This window comes from Rhodococcus sovatensis (genome assembly GCF_037327425.1).
In the GTDB taxonomy this organism is placed as follows: domain Bacteria; phylum Actinomycetota; class Actinomycetes; order Mycobacteriales; family Mycobacteriaceae; genus Rhodococcoides; species Rhodococcoides sovatense.
In genome coordinates this window covers 1,822,679-1,840,351 of the sequence record NZ_CP147846.1, presented here as the reverse complement: position 1 = coordinate 1,840,351, position 17,673 = coordinate 1,822,679, and the positions used below count along the sequence as shown (strand labels likewise).

Genomic DNA, 17,673 nt, shown 5'->3' with positions numbered 1-17,673 from the left:
GAGCGAAGACATGCAACTCATCGAATGTCCGTGGTGCGGACCGCGCGAGGAAACCGAATTTCACTACGGCGGACAAGCTCACGTCGCGTATCCAGCCGACCCGGACGCTCTCTCCGACGAGGACTGGGCTCACTATGTGTTCTTCCGCAGCAACACCAAAGGGCGCTTCGCCGAGCGGTGGAGCCATAGCGCAGGATGCCGACGATGGTTCAACGCTGTTCGTGACACTGCCACCTACCAATTCCACAGTTTCTACCGTGTGGGCGAGCAGAGGCCGGCGACATCGTGACCGCGTCACACAGGGTCGAACAAGGTGGGCGGATCGACCGCGCCACGTCTCTGGCGTTCACGTTCGCAGGGCGCGAGCTCACCGGATACCGCGGTGACACCCTCGCATCGGCGTTGCTGGCCAACGGCATACACCAGGTCACCACCAGCATCAAGATCGGACGCCCCCGTGGTATCACCGCCGCGTGGGCCGAGGACACGGGCGGCCTGGTCCAGATCGAGGAGCCGTTTCCGGAGCCGATGTTGCTGGCGTCGACCGTCGAATTGTACGAGGGCCTTGTCGCACGAGGCATCCCAGGTCAGGGCCGCCTCGCCGACGTCGCCGACTCGGCGCAGTACGACTCCGTGCATCAACACACAGATGTCCTGATCGTCGGGGCCGGGCCCGCCGGTCTTTCGGCGGCACTGGTGTCCGCGCGAGCAGGATTGCGCGTCGTGTTGATCGATGAGCAGTTCGAAGCGGGCGGAACACTTCTCGGCACCACCGATCGCATCGACGACGCCCCCGCGATGGACTGGGTGTCCGCGGTCGCGACCGAGCTCGCCACGTACCCAGATGTACTGCACCTGCAACGGACGACTGCGTTCGGGAACTACGACGATGGTTTCGTTCTTGCATTGGAACGCCGGACCGATCATCTCGGCGCCGGCGCTCCCGCGCATGTGTCGCGTCAGCGGGTGTGGCGCGTGCGGGCGAAGCAGATCCTGGTCGCCACGGGCGCACACGAACGACCGATCGTGTTCACCGACAACGCCCGTCCCGGAATCATGCTCGCCGGCGCGGCCCGAACGTTCCTGCACCGCTATGGTGTCACGGTCGGCGAGAAAGCAGTCGTATTCACCACCAATGACAGTGCATACGCTGCCGCCGTCGATCTCGGACGCGCAGGCGTCCACGTCACCGTGGTCGACGCCCGACCCACTGCGCCCGAGGCATGGGTGTCGCAGTGCCACGAACTCGGTATCGACGTGCGGTCGCAGTCGGTCGTCACCGGTACGCAGGGCAGCGACCGCGTCACCCACGCCCTCGTGGCATCCACCTCGAACGGCGATCTCGACTCCTCGGTCTCACTCGAGTGCGACGTGCTGCTTGTCAGCGGCGGCTGGAACCCAGCGGTGCACTTGTTCAGCCAGGCACGCGGGAAACTGCGCTACGACGATCGACTCGGTGCCTTCGTGCCCGGTGAAGATCTGGCGGGCATTCATGTCGTCGGTTCGGCCGCAGGCCTGTTCTCTCTCGGCGCGTGCATCGATGCGGGCCAGGATTCGGCCGCAACGGCAATCGCAGAATTGGGACATTCCGCGGGAGCGGCGCTGACGACAGTGCGGACGGTGAGCACCGACCGCGCATACCAAGACCCGGTCGTGCTGTGGCGTGTTGCCGATGTTCGCGGCGAACACACCCAGTTCGTGGATTTGCAGCGCGACGCCACCGTCGCCGACGTCGCCCGAGCAGTGGGCGCCGGTATGACGGCGATGGAGCACATCAAGCGCTACACCACGATCGGTACGGCACACGATCAAGGAAAGACGTCGGGCGTCATCGCATCGGGCATCACTGCAGAACTGCTAGGCCGCCCGATAGAGACGCTCGGAACCACCACGTTCAGGCCGCCGTACACGCCAGTCGCGTTCGCTGCGCTGGCGGGACGCTCGCGCGGCAGGCTGTTCGATCCGGAACGCGTTACAGCACTGCATGATTGGCATGTGGCCCGGGGGGCGGTGTTCGAGGACGTCGGGCAGTGGAAGCGTCCGCGCTACTATCCCCTCGCAGGTGAGGACATGGGCGCTGCAGTGTTGCGCGAGTGTGCCAGTGCCCGAAGCGGTGTCGGGATCCTCGACGGTTCCACGCTGGGCAAGATCGACGTCTCGGGCCCCGACGCGGGTGTTCTGCTGGACCTGCTCTACACGAACATGATGAGTACGCTGAAGGTCGGAATGGTTCGCTACGGCCTCATGTGTGGTGTCGACGGCATGGTCATCGACGACGGGACCGTGATGCGGCTCGACGACGAGCGGTTCCAGGTGTTCACCACCACCGGCGGTGCGGCGAAGATTCTGGACTGGATGGAGGAATGGCTGCAGACCGAGTGGCCCCACCTCGTCGTACGTCTCACATCGGTCACCGAACAGTGGGCGACGTTCCCCGTCGTCGGACCCAAGTCTCGAGCGGTCGTCGGCGCGGTGTTTCCCGATCTCGATGTCACCCAGGAGTCGTTTCCGTTCATGGCCTGGCGCGATGCCCGCCTCGGTGGAGTGCACGTGCGCGTCGCTCGCATCAGCTTTTCCGGCGAGCTGGCTTTCGAGGTGAACGTCGACGGTTGGCACGCACCGGCAGTGTGGACGCGACTGCTCGAAGCCGGTGAAGAGCACGGGATCACGCCGTACGGCACCGAGACGATGCACGTGCTACGCGCCGAGAAGGGGTACCCCATCATCGGACAGGACACAGACGGAACGGTCACCCCGCAGGATCTCGGGATGAGCTGGGCAGTGTCGAAAAAGAAGAAGGACTTCATAGGCAAGCGGTCGTTCGCGCGTACGGAGAACCGCAATCCGTTGCGCAAGCAGTTCGTTGGTTTGCTCCCCGTCGACAGGACGACAGTCCTCCCTGAAGGCTCCCAGATCATCGAGACCGTCGACGACGGTATTCTCCCGCCCCCGCCCGTACCGATGCTGGGCCACGTGACATCGAGCTACGCGAGCGCGGAACTGGGTAGGCCGTTCGCACTGGCCCTTGTCAAGGGAGGACATTCCCGCATCGGAGACACCGTGCACATCCCCGTCGATGACCGTCTTGTCGCAGTCGAGATCACCGGTTCCGTACTTGTCGACCCCGAAGGAGCGCGCCGAGATGGCTGACATCCTGGTACCGATCAGTCCGTTGCACAGCCTGGGTGAACGCTGTGCTGCACAACCAGAATCGGTGAGGCTCGCCGAGGAGGCCTTCACTGCGATGGCCGACCTATGGGTCGACCCGGGAGGACCAGGCGGAGCGGCCGTTGCTGCCGTCATCGGTGCAGACCTGCCGTCGACTCCCGGCACGTCCGTGAACACACCGTCGGCGACGGTCATTTGGCTGGGCCCGCAGGAGTGGCTGGTTACCACCCGGTCGCAGCCCGGAGTGGAGTTGGAGTCGGAACTTCAGGACGCGGTCCGCCGCCACGGCGGCGCTGCTACCGATGTATCGGCGCAGCGCACGGTCTTCCGGCTGTCGGGTAAGTATGCGCGACTGGTGTTGTCGAAGGGATGCTCGCTGGATCTGCACCCTTCCGTGTACCCCGAAGGTACCGCCCAGCAGACCATGCTTGCGCTTGCCGCAGTGCTGATCGTCGCGATCGACGACGTCGGCACCGACTATCGACTTCTGGTTCGGTCGTCCTTCGCACGGTATCTGGCCGAATGGCTGCTCGACGCATCCGCCGAGTTCTGAACATTTTCGCCGAGGCACTCCCCTACTTGAACACGACGGTTCGGTGTCCGTGCAGCAGCACGCGGTTTTCGCAGTGCCACCGCACTGCACGAGAGAGCGCCAGGGCCTCGGCATCCTGGCCGACGGTCGCCAACCGTTGCGGATCGTAGCTGTGGTCGATGCGAATCACTTCCTGCTCGATGATCGGGCCTTCGTCGAGGTCCGGCGTCACGTAATGTGCCGTTGCCCCAACCTGTTTCACGCCGCGGTCAAATGCCTGGTGGTACGGTTTCGCACCCTTGAATCCGGGCAGAAACGAGTGGTGAATATTGATGGCGCGGCCATGCAACTTCCTACAAGCGTCGTCGGACAGGATCTGCATGTAGCGGGCGAGGACAACCAAATCGGCATCGAATTCGTCGATGATCTCGAACAATCGCGCCTCTGCCTGCCCTTTGTTGGTGGGGTCGACAGGAACGTGCAGGAACGGCAGGCCGGCTGCCTCTGCCATCGGCCGCAGATTTTCGTGATTGGAGATGACGGCAACCAGTTCGGCGCCCAGTATTCGACCACGCCACCGAAAAATCAGGTCGTTGAGGCAGTGACCCATCCGCGAGACCATCACCACCGCACGCGGCAGACCGTCACCGGCAATGGTGAACGTCATCCCGAAGCGAGAGGCGACTTCGACGAACCGGTCGGTGAGTTGTGCGCTGTCGACGTCGTCGGAGGCGAACGACGTGCGGAGGAAGAACTCCGCTCCGAGTGCGTCGTCGAATTGTTGATGCTCGATGATGTCGCACGAGTTCTCGAAGAGGAACGAGCTAACCGCATGAACGATGCCGGAGCGCTGCCGGCAGCTGAGCGTGAGCGTGTAGGTCTGACTCATGACAGCCTCCTCCGGATTGATATACCAGTGTGAGACTACAGACCTATCAGCATTTCGCAAGGTAGAGGGATCAACACTCGTGATTTCGTGCCCCGCTGGTCCGCCGCAACATATTCCTTACCGTGGTTGCCACGTTTATCACGACATGCGCTTCTGTTCTGCGCGAACCAATCCCCCGCCGACGATCAACCTCTGAATCTCGCTTGTGCCCTCGTACAGCCGGAGCAGTCGCACATCGCGATAGATACGTTCGACCGGAACTTCACGCATGTATCCAGCGCCACCGTGAATCTGGACGGCGAGATCAGCGACGTTGCCCACCATTTCGGTGCAGAACAGTTTGACGGCCGACGGTGCGATACGACGGTCGGTTTCCTCGACCCATGCCCGAGCTGTTTCGCGGACCATGGCTCGCCCGGCCATGACCCCAACCTGTTGATCGGCGATCATCGCCTGAACGAGCTGAAAGTTGCCGATAGGCTCGCCGCCCTGGGTGGATGCAGCCGCGTACGACACGGATTCGTCCAACGCTCGTTGCGCCTGCCCGACAGCAAGAGCCGCAATGTGCACGCGCCCGCGCGCCAACGACGTCATCGCCGCCCTGTACCCGATGTCGCCGTTGCCGCCGACCAAAGCGTCGGCGTCGATCCTGACATCGGTGAACGACACGTCGGCGGTACCGGAGCCCTGCTGGCCCATCTTGGCGTCCTTGACGCCAACCTGGATCCCCGCTGTGTCGGCAGGAACGAGGAAAACGGCAATACCGTTGCCGGTGTCGGGCTGTGGATCCAACCTGGCGAAGACGACGAACATGTCCGCTATGGGCGCGTTGGTGATGTAGCGCTTGCTGCCGTTGATGATCCAGCCTGTGCCGTCGACCCGTGCTGTTGTCCTGAGCCCTGCGGGGTTGGATCCTGCCCCGTCCTCGGTCAGGGCGAAGGAGGCGACGATATCTCCGGTGGCCATGCCTGGAAGCCACTTCCCCTTCTGCTCGTCGGTGCCGAAACCGACGAGTACCTGTCCGGCAATCCCGTTGTTGGTTCCGAACATCGACCGCAGAGAAAGTGAGGTGTAGCCGAGTTCCATGGCCACTTCGACATCCTGAATCAGGTTGAGACCGAGGCCACCCCACTCCTGCGGTATCGCGTAGCCGAACAACCCCATGTCGGCGGACTGCTGACGCAAGTCCGCCGGAATGGAGTCGGTGTTCATGATCTCCAGTTCACGCGGAACGACCCGCGACCGAACGAACTGGGAGATCTGTTCCAGAACGTCGGCAAAGACGTCGTCAGGTACGTCGGGGTTCAGTGTGTCCATGCCACCACTATCAGCCGATCAGCCTCATCAGTCCACTACTCGATCGGTACTGCTGTCTAGCGGATCGTACAAGGAGGGCGGATGAGTGAACATCGGTCAGCCCGTAGCTGAAGGTGCACCGAACTTCGTTCAACATCGGACGGGTAGCGGTTCGGGAAAGAGCAGCGCGACTATTCGGTCCTCCCATCCTGCTTCGATTCTGCCGGTGCGAGCCTGTTCCATCGCATACGTGCCCACGATCGAATCGACGAGGGTGTCGATCGGGATGTCTCGTCGAATCAACTCGCTGTCGATGGCGGCGCGAATGGCTGCCGACAAGTGCGATCGGTGCTCTGCGAGAACGTCACGAAACAATTCGCAGAATTCTGGGTCGTCATCTACCAGCAAGGCCGCAAGGCCCCCGAACCCGATACCGGCGTGAACAGCGCCCGCGGCATAGTGAACGAACGACCGCAGCTGGTCGCGAGGGTCCATCTCCATGTCGACCCGAGGTGGATCGGAAATGGGCGCCAGAGCCGCAGTCAGCATTTCGCGTCGGTTTCGGTAGCGTCGATAGATCGTCGTTTTTGCAACCCCGGACAACGCCGCAACACCCTCGATCGTCGCCGATCGTGGTCCTCCACTCCGCAGCAGCTGCAGTGCGGCAGCGCTAATCCTGTGATCGCTCGATGTGTGTGCCATGGTCTCCCTCGGTTGCTTCGCGAGATTATCGAGTCTTCCCGCAGATCCGTGTATCTGCCGTCCAGAAATTGATGAAACGCTACGGGTAGCGTAGCATTGGCCGTGCCGAAGATTCTCTCGGCCTGCCGATGCCAGCTTGCAATGCGGTTTCGGTCGGATGGACAAAGGTGGTTACGTTCTCGATGAAAAATTTCGTACGCAAAATTCCGTTCCCTTTCGTGGGGTACGTGTTGATGCTTCTCGGGTTTATTTGCCTTGGAATGTTCGTGTACTCGATGGCGATCGACGGCAGGTGGGCGCCCGCGTTGGGAATTCTCGTGATCGCGGCATTCGCAAGCTGTGTCGGTTGCTTCTATGTGCGGGCATTGCAGATTTCGATGACCGCAGACGGCGACGGCGACGGTTGGATTCTCAACAATGATCCGTTTCAGCCCGACAGAGAGCAGGACGGGCGAGAACTCTATCTGCACCGTTACCGGTAACTACCGGAGAATTGACAGGCTTCTTCGTGGTGCGAAGCGATGAGTTTTTCCCTCCGGTGCAGTCTGTTCTGCATGGGCAAACTCATCTATGGCTTCACCGTCTCGGTGGACGGGTACATCAACGACGCACAAGGCAGCATCGACTTCTCCGATCCGAGCGAAGAATTGCACCAGTATTGGAACGACTTCGAGCGGGAAACAGCCCTGTCGTTCTACGGGCGGCGGCTCTATGAACTGATGGCTGACTACTGGCCGACCGCCGACGCGGCCCCGGATGCCACACCTATGATCCTCGACTTCGCGCACATCTGGCGCAACATGCCCAAGGTCGTGTTCTCGCGCACCCTGGAGTCCGTCGACTGGAACTCCCGCCTGGAACGCGGCGACCCGGTCGAGGTGGTAACGAAGCTGAAAGCCGAAACCGACGGAAGGTTGGAGGTCGCGGGCGCGACTCTGGCCGCACCGATCGTGCGGGCCGGACTGGTGGATGAGTACAGGATCGTAATCTCCCCCACCGCCGTGGGCGGAGGTACACCGTTCTTCCCGACACTGCCGTCATGGATCTCGCTACGACTGTTGGAGAACCGTACCTTCCCAGGCGGCACGGTCCTGTTGCGCTACGAGGCGAAACACGATTGATCGAACACGCACAGCCAGGTGGCGTTCGGATTCGCTACGAGGCGGACGATTCGCGCAGCTTCCCGTTGCTGCCGAACGGCGGCCTGCTAGCTGCGGATCCGCCGTACACGGCGTTGCCTTCCTCGTTCATTCCGATCCGATCGCCGACTCCGGCGCCGACGGCACCCAAGGCTTCAGCGGTTGCACGACATCGCGGTAGAACGCATCGACCGCAGCGGTGACACTGACGATGAAACCTGCAGCCGACCCCGAACGCTTGCTTCCCATTTTCGTCGGCGACGTCAGTGTGAACCGTCGCAGCTCGCTGACCCGCCCGGACGTCAAGGACTTCGTATCGGCTCGAACAGTCGCCAGGTTCTCACACGAAACCTCACTGACGTCGGCAAATACAGCCTCGACGAGGATGTCCGCCGGCGCGTCCTCGAGTTGCTTGAGCAACCACGATGCACGCCGAAGCGCCGTACCATCGTTGGGAGCTTCGATGGTCGTGCTGCACTGAATCTTGTTGGTACGCAAATCTGCTTCGACGCTGACATCCCCGGCCGCATCGGGGATCCGTAGAGTCGCGGCCAGGCAGCCACTCGTAGCGAGTTGCTCGACAATGTACTCGTTCCGCGCCTGAGGATCCCCGCTCAGCTTCCTCGGCAGGTGGTGCTTCACCGTGACCCCGAGATCAGCCGTCATACGCAATGCCAGATGCCGTGACAACGACGCCCACGTATTCGCAACCGACAACGCCTTGACGTCGCTGGGCCGAAGGGTCCCGGCGGTCACCGAATCACGCACCGCCACCCAATGACGACCCATATCCACGAACTCGGTCGCACCGGACTTCGGATGCGTCAGATATCGAACGAACTCGCTAAGAATCCATACCTGCAGAGAATCCGCGAGATCACCGTGCGACAACAACATTCGAGCTTCATGAATCACCTCTGACCACGAAATGTGCCTCAGTGAAACCCTGTTGAGTTTGGCCTTGTTCACCTGGACCGGAAGCTCACCCACCGACGCCGGAATGTCGTTCGACAGACTCAGCACGACCTCGTACTTGTGCCGTCTGGCTACGTCGAGGTAGTTCTCGAGCTGTTCCTTCGTCAATTTCCCCGTTCCGGTCTTGACCTCCAGCAAAGCAGTCCACACGTGACCGGCGCGGGACACCCGAAACACCCCATCGGGGATCACCTTGCCCTCGCCCTTGACGAACGGCACCTCCAGATATCCCTCGAACGGGCCCGAAGGTGCCCCCGCGCGAGCGCAAATCGCCCGAGCGAACGGACGTACGGCCTGCATCGTCGCAATCAACGCCGAGGTCGCGCGCTTCTCTTGTTCCTCCCCTGAACCGACACCGGACACCGAAAACAAGCGAGCGGTGTGCCACCCTTCCCCGCCTGCGAGAGTGAACTGAGGCGGTGTCACCTTCTTCGCGGCCGGCTTTTTCGTTCGCACAGCCCGTTTCGGTGGATCGACATCGACGATCGAGACGTCCACAACCTCACCGGTCGGTGTCGTGGCCTGCGCATGCGAGTCCGCAACCTCCACCACGACTACATCATCGATCGATTCGTCCTGCTCGCTGTCGTCGACGTCGACACCGAAATCTTGTGCCAAACCGGCTAGACCCGACTCCCATCCTTGTCCGACCGCTCGCAGCTTCCACGCACCATCTCGTCGGTACACTTCCCCGAATACGAGCGCGCGTTCCGATGTTGCGTCCGCGGTGAAGAATTCACCCAGTACCGAACCGGACTGATCTCGCACCTGCAATGCCAACTTGCCGAATTCGCTCAGACCGTGCTCGTCCGAACTGCCGGCGATGACGACTTTTACAACATCCAATGGCAGCGAGTTCAGATGGATCGACACCCGTTCTTGTTTGCCTTCATCGGTGCTACTGCTACCTAGGTACCGTACGGCTGCGTCGGGTGACTCCGGTTGGTTGTAGAAGACGAAGTCCGCGTCCGACCGAACACGGCCGTCCTCGTCCACCAGCAGGGCAGAAGCATCGAGATCACGCTCGGGGTCGACCCACGACACGATGACGTCCAGCTCCGTCACTTCAGCCGGTAGCGTGATGTTCTGTCCCTTGGTCAGAAATGGTGAACTCACCTGTGCACGCTCCTGTCGGACAAAACGGACTCCGACTGGTCAGACTATGCACAGCGCGCAAACGCCGAGGGCTCCCGCACAAGATTCATTCGTTTGACCGACTGATCGTTCTTTGAAGTCCCCGCCCGCGGGCAGACCCTTGCTGACAAATGGAACCCCGCCAGCGCAGGCGGATTTCCTCGCGCGCATCGAAGTCGCGTCTGTACATGTGCCCGTACACGAACTTTCAGCGGTGGGAACGGGCGACGGAATGGCCCCTCGCCCTACTCCCCGGTCTCGAGAGCGCACAGGAGACCTTCGCGCACGCGCGATCATTGCGGTAAGGAACACCGCCGCGCAAGGCCAGAATCAATTTCGCGAAAGCGCATGCGCAAGCGCTTGTATAGGTTTTAAGCTCCTCCAATCACGCAACGCGAACAGCGTCGCAACGGGGACAAGGGAGTCCACATGTTCACTCTTCGCCGCAGGACCACGCTCACGATCGGAACGGTCGTGATGGCCAGTTCGCTGGTCCTGGGCCTGACTGCGTGCAGCAGCGGTTCCGACTCCGACAGCGTGAAAGTCGGCCTGATCACCAAGACGGACTCGAACCCGTACTTCGTGAAGTTGCGCGAGGCCGCGCAGGCCCAGGCCGACAAGAGCGGCGCCGAGCTGGTCGCGCTGGCGGGCGCTTTCGACGGTGACAACGAGGGACAGGTTTCGGCCATCGAGAACATGGTCGGCCAGGGCGTCAAGGGGATCCTGATCACGCCCAACTCCTCGACGGGTGTGCTCGATGCGATCCAGAACGCGCGCGACGCAGGCGTCATCGTCATCGCACTCGACACGGCAACCGACCCTGAGGACGCGGTCGATGCCACCTTCGCCACCGACAACAGGGCAGCCGGCGTCAGCCAGGGCGCGTGGGTCAAGGCCGCGCTCGGCACGACGGCACCGCAGGTCGTGATGCTCGACGGAACGGCAGGCGGAACCGTCGACTCCTTCCGTCACGACGGATTCCTGGAGGGAATGGGCCTCACCAACGATTCGCCGGAGATCGTCGGTCAGGAGAACACCAACGGCGATCAGACCAAGGCGCAGACCGCGATGGAGAACCTCATCCAGCGCGCACCACAAACCAACGCGCTCTACACCATCAACGAGCCGGCAGCAGCGGGCGCCTACCAAGCCATCCAGTCTGCAGGCAAGGAAGCTCAGGTCACCATCGGCTCCATCGACGGCAGCTGCACGGGCGTCGCGGACGTCAAGGCCGGAAAGATCGGCGCGACGGTCATGCAGTTCCCAGCCAAGATGGCCGAACAGGGCGTGGATGCCGTGGTCGCGTTCGCGAAGGACGGAACCAAGCCCAGCGGATTCAACGACACGGGCTCGCAGCTCATCACGGACAAGCCAGTAGCCGGGCTCGAGTCGCAAGACACCGCCTGGGGCGAACAGAACTGCTGGGGCTGATCTCCAACATGACCTCTGGCGCTCCAGCGACAGCGAAGCCGACGGTGGCGAGCCGGTTCAACGTAGACAGCATCTTGCGTGAACCGTTGCTCGGTCCGTTGGCCGCACTGTTCATCGCAATCATCGTCTTCAGCTCGGTCTCGGATTCATTCCTCAATCCGCAAAACGTCTCGCTGATCCTGCAACAGTCCGTCGTGGTCGGCATTCTCGCCGTCGGCCAGACACTCATCATCCTCACCTCCGGTATCGATCTCTCGATCGGTGCGGTCGCCGTGTTCGGAACGATCGTGATGGCGCAGAGCGCTGGAGCGAATGGTCCGGTCGTCGCATTGGGGTCGACGCTGCTGGTGTGCATGGCGTTCGGTGCCCTCAACGGCGGGCTCGTCACGATGCTGCGACTCCCACCGTTCATCGTCACTCTGGGTACGTTCACTGCGATCCAGGCGGCCACTCGCCTCCTCGCGGGTTCCGAGACGTACCGCGTGGAAGAGGGACCGCTCACTTTCCTCGGCACGTCGTTCAAAATCGGCTCGTTCTCGACCACCTTCGGCGTGGTCGCGATGGTGCTGGTCTACATCGTCGTGTGGTACGCGTTGTCTCAAACCTCCTGGGGCAAACACATTTACGCGGTAGGTGGAAACCCGCAGGCGTCGGCTCTGTCGGGCATCAAGACCGGGCGGGTGCTGTTCTCCGTCTACATCGCGACGGGAGTCATCGCGGCCATCGCCGCCTGGGCGGCACTGGGTCGTATCCCGAACGCCGATCCGAACGCGTACCAGAACGCCAACCTCGAGACGATCACCGCGGTGGTCATCGGCGGAACGAGTTTGTTCGGCGGGCGCGGCGGCGTCGGCGGAACTCTGGTGGGAACGCTGATCGTCGGCGTTCTCCGTAACGGACTCACCCAGGCCGGTGTCGACAGTCTGTACCAGAACATCGCGACCGGAATTCTTGTGATCGTCGCGGTGGCCGTGGATCAATTCGCACGCAGGAGATCACAATGAGCGGTGAACCTGTTCTCGAAGCACACGGTCTGGTCAAGAAGTACGGCAACGTGACTGCCATCAACGGTGCCGACTTCGAACTCCGAGCGGGCGAAGTTCTTGCCGTCATCGGCGACAACGGTGCGGGAAAGTCCAGTCTCATCAAGGCTCTGGCGGGTGCGGTGGTACCGGATGCCGGCGAGATCCTGATGAACGGTTCGCCCGTATCGTTCAAGAACACCCGAGACGCCCGAGCCGCCGGTATCGAGACGGTCTATCAGGACCTCGCGGTGGTGCCGGCACTCGACATCGCCTCGAACCTCTACCTCGGACGAGAGGTGCGACGAAAAGGCATCGCGGGCAGTGTGTTCCGGAGGCTGGACATGCCGCGGATGCGTCAGGACGCGTCCCAGCATCTCGTGGATCTCAAGATCGGCATCAAGTCGGTGAATCAGGCCGTCGAGACTCTGTCCGGTGGACAGCGACAAGGCGTCGCGGTGGCACGTGCGGCGGCATTCGGGCGCGGCGTGATAATCATGGACGAGCCGACCGCTGCTCTGGGCGTTCGTGAGTCGGGTCAGGTAATCGACCTGATCCGTTCGATCCGCGACCGCGGCATTCCCGTCGTTCTCATCAGTCACGACATGCCGCACGTGTTCGAGGTCGCGGATCGCATTCACATACACCGTCTTGGCAAACGCGCCGGGGTCGTCGATCCGAAGAATCGGACGATGTCCGAGGTCGTGGCGCTGATGACCGGCGCCGAGGAGCCGTCCGATGAAGAACGTGCCGGAATCTGAACCGAAGCGACCCACCGGCGTTTTCGTGGGACTGGCAACTCTCGATGTAATCCATCGAATTGCTCAGCCCCCCGGACCGAACGAAAAGATCACCTCGCTCGCCCAGTTCGTCGCTGCTGGAGGTCCGGCTGCGAACGCAGCCGTCACCTTCGCTGCGCTGGGCGGCGACGCGATCCTGGTCACCGCACTCGGCGACGGTCCGGTTGCCGAATTGATCAGGGCGGATCTGGCCGAGTTCGGCGTCAGCGTCGTCGACGCCGCTGTGGGCAGCATCCGCACGGTCCCAGTGTCGGCAGTATCCGTCGTCGACGCCACAGGCGACAGGTCGGTGGTGTCTGCGGACGGCGTGGACTCGGCGGCGACACCACCGGACGATCTCACCGACGTTGTGGCCAAGGCCGATGTCGTTCTGGTGGACGGCCATCATCCCCTTATCGCTCGTGCCGCAGCCGAATGTGCTGCGGCACGAGAAATCACGGTGGTAGTCGATGCAGGTCGCTGGAAGCCCGTCATGGAAGAACTAATCCCGTTCGCGTCGGACATGGTGTGCTCGGACGACTTTCGGATGCCAGGTTCCGAGGACACGAGCACGACGGCCACCGCATTGGTGAGCGCCGGGGTACGCATCGTCGTCACCACACACGGCGGTGCACCCGTCGAATGGTGGTCGGGCGAAAAGTCCGGTTCGGTGCCCGTCGAGCCCGTGACGGTGGTTGATACATTGGGTGCCGGAGATGCTTTTCACGGTGCCTACTCGTACTTCTGCACCCAGCAGGGCAGCTCTACCCAGCACGACAGCTCTGCACAGCACGACGGCCTGGTGTCCTGTATCGATCGGGCAGCTCGTGTCGCTGCCCTCCGATGTTCCGTGGTCGGGCCCCGCGCCTGGCTTCACCGACTCCCCGCCCCACAGACCTGGAAGTAGAGTGATCGTGACGATCGACCAAGACGTGCACAGCGCCACGCTCGACGAGTTGGTGGAGCTGGCCCGGACGCTCGCGGTCCCAGGAGAACGTCACATCCTCGGACTCACCGGCGCTCCCGGTGCCGGGAAGTCCACTGTCGCGGACCAACTCGTCACGGCGCTCGGTCCCGAACTCGCCATCCTGGTGCCGATGGACGGCTTCCACCTGGCCAACGAAGTATTGCTCGCGCTGGGCCGCCTCGACCGCAAAGGGGCGCACGACACCTTCGACGACGACGGGTACGCGCGTCTGATCTCCGCGATCCGCGGTCAGCAGCAGAACGATCCCATCGTGTACGCACCCAGATTTCACCGCGAAATCGAGGAGTCGATCGGATCGTCCATTCCGGTGCTGCCGACGGTTCCACTTGTCATCACCGAAGGCAACTACCTACTGATGGACAGCGATGCCTGGCCGAGGGCCTGCGCTCTGATCGACGAGGTGTGGTTCTTGGCACCGACAACCGAATTGCGACACGAAAGACTTGTGCGCCGGCACGAGGCGTACGGCAAGTCTCCAGAGGAAGCAGCGTTCTGGGCCCTGGGGTCCGATGAGAGGAACGCGGAACTGATCGATTCGACGGCTGGTCGCGCCGATCGAGTTGTGCGTCTGCGATGAGCCCATCGAGGCCGGCCGCGGCACGGCGGAACTGACATGGCGACGATGGACGATGTCGCACGGATCGCGGGTGTGTCGGTCTCGACCGTCTCGCACGTGCTCAACGGAACGCGCAAGGTCAACCCGGCCACTCGGGCAAACGTCGAAGCGGCGATCGACAAGATCGGCTATCGGCGGAATGTGGTTGCGCGATCGCTCGCGGCCGGTAAGACGCACACCATCGGACTGTCTATTTCCGCGTTCACCAATCCATACTTCGGTGGTCTCGTACACGCTGTGGAACAGCGTCTTTCCGCGGCCGGGTTCGTGCTCATCCTCGGCGACTCCCACGACGAGCCTGAATCCGAAACAAAGGTCGTCGACTCGCTGTTGGATCGACAGGTGGATGGGCTGATATTGGCCCCCGCCGCGGGATCGGAGAGAGTCACCATTCCGAATATCCTTGCGTCGAATACCCCGCTGGTGCTGCTCGACCGCGCGCTCGACATCGACTGCGATTATGTCGGTACCGAAAACTACACTTCTGCATATGATTTGACAGCGCACTTACTCGATCGTGGCCATAGTCGCGTCGCCGTCGTGCGCGGCCTCGTGGGTATCTCGTCGACCACCGAGAGGTTCGACGGATACGCGGCCGCGCTGGCAGATCGAGGTATCGCGTTGGACCCAGTTCTGGTTCTGGAAGGTAATTCGAGCGTCGAGGCGGCCGAGACGGAGGTCCGTCGGCTGATGGCGGGGCCCGATCGACCCACCGCGTTGGTGTCGATGAACAACTCGATGACCATCGGTTCCCTCAAAGCTGCTCGCAGTCTGAGTCTTTCGATACCGGAAGACCTGGCCTTCGCCTGTTACGATGACTTCGAGTGGTCAGAGTTGTTCGAGCCCCGACTGACCGCGTCGGCGCAAGACGTCCGAACAATCGGCTGCACCGCCGTGGAGCTGTTGCTCGAACGTATAGAGGGGTACGACGGCCCGCCTCGAAAGATTGCCGTACCGACGACGTTCCATCACCGAAATTCGTGCGGCTGCGACCACTGATCCCCCTCCCCTCTCCCTCCCCTGATTGGACACCTCATGCCGATAGCAACCCCGGATCAGTACGCTGCGATGTTGGACCGTGCGAAAGCTGGTGGCTTTGCTTATCCGGCAATCAACGTGACGAGCTCGCAGACACTCAATGCCGCGCTGCAGGGCTTCGCCGAGGCAGAGAGCGACGGCATCATTCAGGTGTCGCTTGGGACCGCACAGTATCTGTCCGGCAACAAGGTTCAGGACAGGTTCTCAGGATCCAAGGCGCTGGCGTTGTACGCCCATGAGGTTGCGCGGCACTACTCGGTTTCTGTTGCCCTGCATACCGACCACTGCCCCGTCGAGAATCTCGACGATTGGGTACGACCGCTGCTCGCCGACGCGATCGAACGCCGAGGGCGGGGACTCGATCCGCTGTACCAGTCACACATGTGGGACGGATCTGCCGTTCCCCTCGACGAAAACCTCCGTATTGCCGGAGAACTGCTCGAAGAGTCCATCAAAGCGAACACCATTCTCGAGATCGAGGTGGGAGTGGTGGGCGGTGAAGAAGACGGTATCTCACACGAGATCAACGAGCAGCTGTATTCCACGGTCGACGATGCACGCGCAACGATTGCCGCGCTGGGAGCGGGCGAGCGAGGTCGATACATGACGGCGCTGACGTTCGGCAACGTCCACGGTGTCTACAACCCCGCGTCGGTGCATCTGCGGCCTGAGATTCTTGCGGACATCCAAGCCGTGATCGGCGGTGAGACGGGGAAGGACAAGCCCTTCGACCTCGTCTTCCATGGTGGTTCGGGTTCGAGCGCCTCGGATATCGCCGCTGCGGTCGGCAGCGGCGTGGTCAAGATGAACGTCGACACCGATACCCAGTACGCGTTCACCCGGTCCATCGCGGGGCACATGATGAGCAAATACGACCAGGTACTGAAAATCGATGGCGAGTACGGCAACAAGAAGGCCTACGACCCACGATCCTGGGGCAAGCCTGCCGAAACGGCGATGGCGGGACGCGTCATCGAAGCGGCTCAAAGCCTAGGATCCGCAGGACGGGCCATGCGCTGATCCGGTCGCAAAGCCGTGATGACAGCGGTGAGCACTGACCGAGCTCGGGTTCCACTGTGTGTCGGCGTGCTGGGCCAGTTCATGGTCATGCGAGGTCGAAGCGCTCGCGAGCTCGTTCGATCTCCGGCATATGGTCGGTTGCCCAGTGCAGGATGACGTCGATCGGTGGCCGGAGCGTCTTGCCCAGAGGAGTGATTCGGTACTCGACGGCGACGGGACGCGAACTGAGCAGAACCCTTTCGATAATCCCGTTTCGTTCGAGTTTGCGCAGTGTCGCGGTGAGCGACTTCTGTGTCACGGTCGGGATCGCGCGACGCAGTTCGTTGAAGCGACAGGGTTGTTCGCAGAGTTCGTTGAGGACGGCCAGCGACCATTTGTCGAGAACCTGATCGAGCAGCTCGCGGTGGGGTGCGCTGACAGTGAGTTCACCCGGCGCGGCCGAGGTATCCGTCATGAAACCACGTCTCCTTGAAGTTCCTTTGGTGTACCAGGTATCAATGCTATACCTAGCCGCAACCATCGAAGGGAACTCCATGTCCGTCACCTATTCCAGTCCAGAAGGCATGACCCAGCACGTGCCTTACCATCACGTCGCTGTAGGCACCGGAACGCGCCACGTACACGTCAGCGGCCAGATCGCAGGCCGGACCGACGGAACCCCCGTGGCCCCGGGCGACCTTGCGGGTCAGGTTGCACAGGCACTGCATAACACCGCGCTCGGCTTGGCGGGTGCGGGCGCGACGTTCGGTGACGTATTGCGGCTGACGTTCTACGTCACCCAGTGGGCACCCGAGAAGATCGCCGAGTTCATGGCAGGTGTCGAACAGGTCGCTGTGGAGATCGGACTACCTGTTCCCATGCCGCCCGCCTCGCTCATAGGCGTCGACTATCTCTTCGAACCAGACGTACTGGTAGAGGTCGAGGCAACCGCAATCCTCGACTGA

At 62.1% G+C, this 17,673-nt stretch carries 18 protein-coding genes; 13 read left to right on the top strand and 5 right to left on the bottom strand.

Annotation, left to right across the window (positions count from 1 at the left end):
• Window positions 1-10 precede the first annotated feature (10 nt).
• From WDS16_RS08640 to WDS16_RS08630, 3 genes are read left to right on the top strand one after another with little or no spacing between them, the layout of a single operon-like run.
• The gene (locus WDS16_RS08640) at window positions 11-289 is read left to right on the top strand and encodes a sarcosine oxidase subunit delta (protein ID WP_338892022.1); all 279 of its coding nucleotides are present in this window, start codon (window positions 11-13) and stop codon (window positions 287-289) included.
• On the top strand, window positions 286-3,150 hold the full coding sequence (locus tag WDS16_RS08635) for a 2Fe-2S iron-sulfur cluster-binding protein (protein ID WP_338892020.1): 2,865 nt from the start codon (window positions 286-288) through the stop codon (window positions 3,148-3,150). Before WDS16_RS08640 ends, WDS16_RS08635 begins: the two co-directional genes overlap by 4 nt.
• Window positions 3,143-3,721 carry a sarcosine oxidase subunit gamma gene (locus tag WDS16_RS08630; protein ID WP_338892019.1) on the top strand — a complete coding sequence of 193 codons (579 nt, stop codon included), beginning with the start codon at window positions 3,143-3,145 and terminating at the stop codon, window positions 3,719-3,721. The genes WDS16_RS08635 and WDS16_RS08630 overlap by 8 nt, the downstream gene beginning before the upstream one ends.
• Before the next feature lie 22 nt (window positions 3,722-3,743).
• Here WDS16_RS08630 and purU read toward each other — a convergent pair whose 3' ends face one another.
• The 3 genes from purU to WDS16_RS08615 all read right to left on the bottom strand — a co-directional run bounded on the left by purU (window position 3,744) and on the right by WDS16_RS08615 (window position 6,587).
• Window positions 3,744-4,589, bottom strand: coding sequence for a formyltetrahydrofolate deformylase (gene purU / locus WDS16_RS08625; RefSeq protein ID WP_338892017.1), 846 nt, complete (start codon window positions 4,587-4,589; stop codon window positions 3,744-3,746).
• 138 nt (window positions 4,590-4,727) lie between these two features.
• Complete coding sequence (locus WDS16_RS08620) at window positions 4,728-5,906, bottom strand: acyl-CoA dehydrogenase family protein (RefSeq protein ID WP_338892015.1); 1,179 nt, start codon at window positions 5,904-5,906, stop codon at window positions 4,728-4,730.
• Window positions 5,907-6,035: 129 nt separating this feature from the next.
• On the bottom strand, window positions 6,036-6,587 hold the full coding sequence (locus WDS16_RS08615; protein WP_338892014.1) for a TetR/AcrR family transcriptional regulator: 552 nt from the start codon (window positions 6,585-6,587) through the stop codon (window positions 6,036-6,038).
• 182 nt (window positions 6,588-6,769) lie between these two features.
• Between WDS16_RS08615 and WDS16_RS08610 the strand changes: the two genes are divergently transcribed.
• On the top strand, window positions 6,770-7,069 hold the full coding sequence (locus WDS16_RS08610; protein ID WP_338892012.1) for a hypothetical protein: 300 nt from the start codon (window positions 6,770-6,772) through the stop codon (window positions 7,067-7,069).
• A gap of 72 nt (window positions 7,070-7,141) precedes the next feature.
• A complete protein-coding gene (locus tag WDS16_RS08605; protein WP_338892011.1) occupies window positions 7,142-7,708 on the top strand; it encodes a dihydrofolate reductase family protein in 567 nt (188 codons plus the stop codon).
• Between the two features lie 126 nt (window positions 7,709-7,834).
• Here the strand turns inward: WDS16_RS08605 and WDS16_RS08600 are convergent, their stop codons facing one another.
• Entirely contained in the window at window positions 7,835-9,817 is a 1,983-nt protein-coding gene (locus WDS16_RS08600) for a TerD family protein (protein WP_338892009.1), read from the bottom strand.
• A gap of 447 nt (window positions 9,818-10,264) precedes the next feature.
• Here WDS16_RS08600 and WDS16_RS08595 point away from each other — a divergent pair, with 447 nt between their 5' ends.
• The 7 genes from WDS16_RS08595 to fbaA are packed head-to-tail and all read left to right on the top strand — an operon-like array spanning window position 10,265 to window position 16,729.
• Entirely contained in the window at window positions 10,265-11,266 is a 1,002-nt protein-coding gene (locus WDS16_RS08595) for a substrate-binding domain-containing protein (protein WP_338892007.1), read from the top strand.
• A gap of 8 nt (window positions 11,267-11,274) precedes the next feature.
• On the top strand, window positions 11,275-12,270 hold the full coding sequence (locus WDS16_RS08590; RefSeq protein WP_338892005.1) for an ABC transporter permease: 996 nt from the start codon (window positions 11,275-11,277) through the stop codon (window positions 12,268-12,270).
• The gene (locus WDS16_RS08585; protein ID WP_338892003.1) at window positions 12,267-13,049 is read left to right on the top strand and encodes an ATP-binding cassette domain-containing protein; all 783 of its coding nucleotides are present in this window, start codon (window positions 12,267-12,269) and stop codon (window positions 13,047-13,049) included. Before WDS16_RS08590 ends, WDS16_RS08585 begins: the two co-directional genes overlap by 4 nt.
• A complete protein-coding gene (locus WDS16_RS08580) occupies window positions 13,027-13,974 on the top strand; it encodes a PfkB family carbohydrate kinase (protein ID WP_338892002.1) in 948 nt (315 codons plus the stop codon). Before WDS16_RS08585 ends, WDS16_RS08580 begins: the two co-directional genes overlap by 23 nt.
• 7 nt (window positions 13,975-13,981) lie before the next feature.
• On the top strand, window positions 13,982-14,632 hold the full coding sequence (locus tag WDS16_RS08575; RefSeq protein ID WP_338892001.1) for a nucleoside/nucleotide kinase family protein: 651 nt from the start codon (window positions 13,982-13,984) through the stop codon (window positions 14,630-14,632).
• A 36-nt stretch (window positions 14,633-14,668) separates the two neighbouring features.
• Window positions 14,669-15,670 (top strand): LacI family DNA-binding transcriptional regulator, encoded by a 1,002-nt coding sequence (locus tag WDS16_RS08570; RefSeq protein WP_338892000.1) that lies wholly within the window; start codon window positions 14,669-14,671, stop codon window positions 15,668-15,670.
• Window positions 15,671-15,706: 36 nt separating this feature from the next.
• The gene (gene fbaA, locus WDS16_RS08565) at window positions 15,707-16,729 is read left to right on the top strand and encodes a class II fructose-bisphosphate aldolase (RefSeq protein WP_338891999.1); all 1,023 of its coding nucleotides are present in this window, start codon (window positions 15,707-15,709) and stop codon (window positions 16,727-16,729) included.
• An 85-nt stretch (window positions 16,730-16,814) separates the two neighbouring features.
• Here fbaA and WDS16_RS08560 read toward each other — a convergent pair whose 3' ends face one another.
• Window positions 16,815-17,183: a helix-turn-helix domain-containing protein gene (locus tag WDS16_RS08560; RefSeq protein ID WP_338891998.1), complete on the bottom strand. Its 369-nt coding sequence runs from the start codon at window positions 17,181-17,183 to the stop codon at window positions 16,815-16,817.
• A 79-nt stretch (window positions 17,184-17,262) separates the two neighbouring features.
• Here WDS16_RS08560 and WDS16_RS08555 point away from each other — a divergent pair, with 79 nt between their 5' ends.
• Complete coding sequence (locus WDS16_RS08555) at window positions 17,263-17,673, top strand: RidA family protein (RefSeq protein ID WP_338891997.1); 411 nt, start codon at window positions 17,263-17,265, stop codon at window positions 17,671-17,673.

Coding starts and splice junctions, on each gene's coding strand:
- WDS16_RS08640 (WP_338892022.1), top strand. CDS start 11: ATGCAACTCATCGAATGTCCGTGGTGCGGACCGCGCGAGGAAACCGAA.
- WDS16_RS08630 (WP_338892019.1), top strand. CDS start 3,143: ATGGCTGACATCCTGGTACCGATCAGTCCGTTGCACAGCCTGGGTGAA.
- purU (WP_338892017.1), bottom strand. CDS start 4,589: ATGAGTCAGACCTACACGCTCACGCTCAGCTGCCGGCAGCGCTCCGGC.
- WDS16_RS08620 (WP_338892015.1), bottom strand. CDS start 5,906: ATGGACACACTGAACCCCGACGTACCTGACGACGTCTTTGCCGACGTT.
- WDS16_RS08615 (WP_338892014.1), bottom strand. CDS start 6,587: ATGGCACACACATCGAGCGATCACAGGATTAGCGCTGCCGCACTGCAG.
- WDS16_RS08610 (WP_338892012.1), top strand. CDS start 6,770: ATGAAAAATTTCGTACGCAAAATTCCGTTCCCTTTCGTGGGGTACGTG.
- WDS16_RS08605 (WP_338892011.1), top strand. CDS start 7,142: ATGGGCAAACTCATCTATGGCTTCACCGTCTCGGTGGACGGGTACATC.
- WDS16_RS08595 (WP_338892007.1), top strand. CDS start 10,265: ATGTTCACTCTTCGCCGCAGGACCACGCTCACGATCGGAACGGTCGTG.
- WDS16_RS08590 (WP_338892005.1), top strand. CDS start 11,275: ATGACCTCTGGCGCTCCAGCGACAGCGAAGCCGACGGTGGCGAGCCGG.
- WDS16_RS08585 (WP_338892003.1), top strand. CDS start 12,267: ATGAGCGGTGAACCTGTTCTCGAAGCACACGGTCTGGTCAAGAAGTAC.
- WDS16_RS08580 (WP_338892002.1), top strand. CDS start 13,027: ATGAAGAACGTGCCGGAATCTGAACCGAAGCGACCCACCGGCGTTTTC.
- WDS16_RS08570 (WP_338892000.1), top strand. CDS start 14,669: ATGGCGACGATGGACGATGTCGCACGGATCGCGGGTGTGTCGGTCTCG.
- fbaA (WP_338891999.1), top strand. CDS start 15,707: ATGCCGATAGCAACCCCGGATCAGTACGCTGCGATGTTGGACCGTGCG.
- WDS16_RS08560 (WP_338891998.1), bottom strand. CDS start 17,183: ATGACGGATACCTCGGCCGCGCCGGGTGAACTCACTGTCAGCGCACCC.
- WDS16_RS08555 (WP_338891997.1), top strand. CDS start 17,263: ATGTCCGTCACCTATTCCAGTCCAGAAGGCATGACCCAGCACGTGCCT.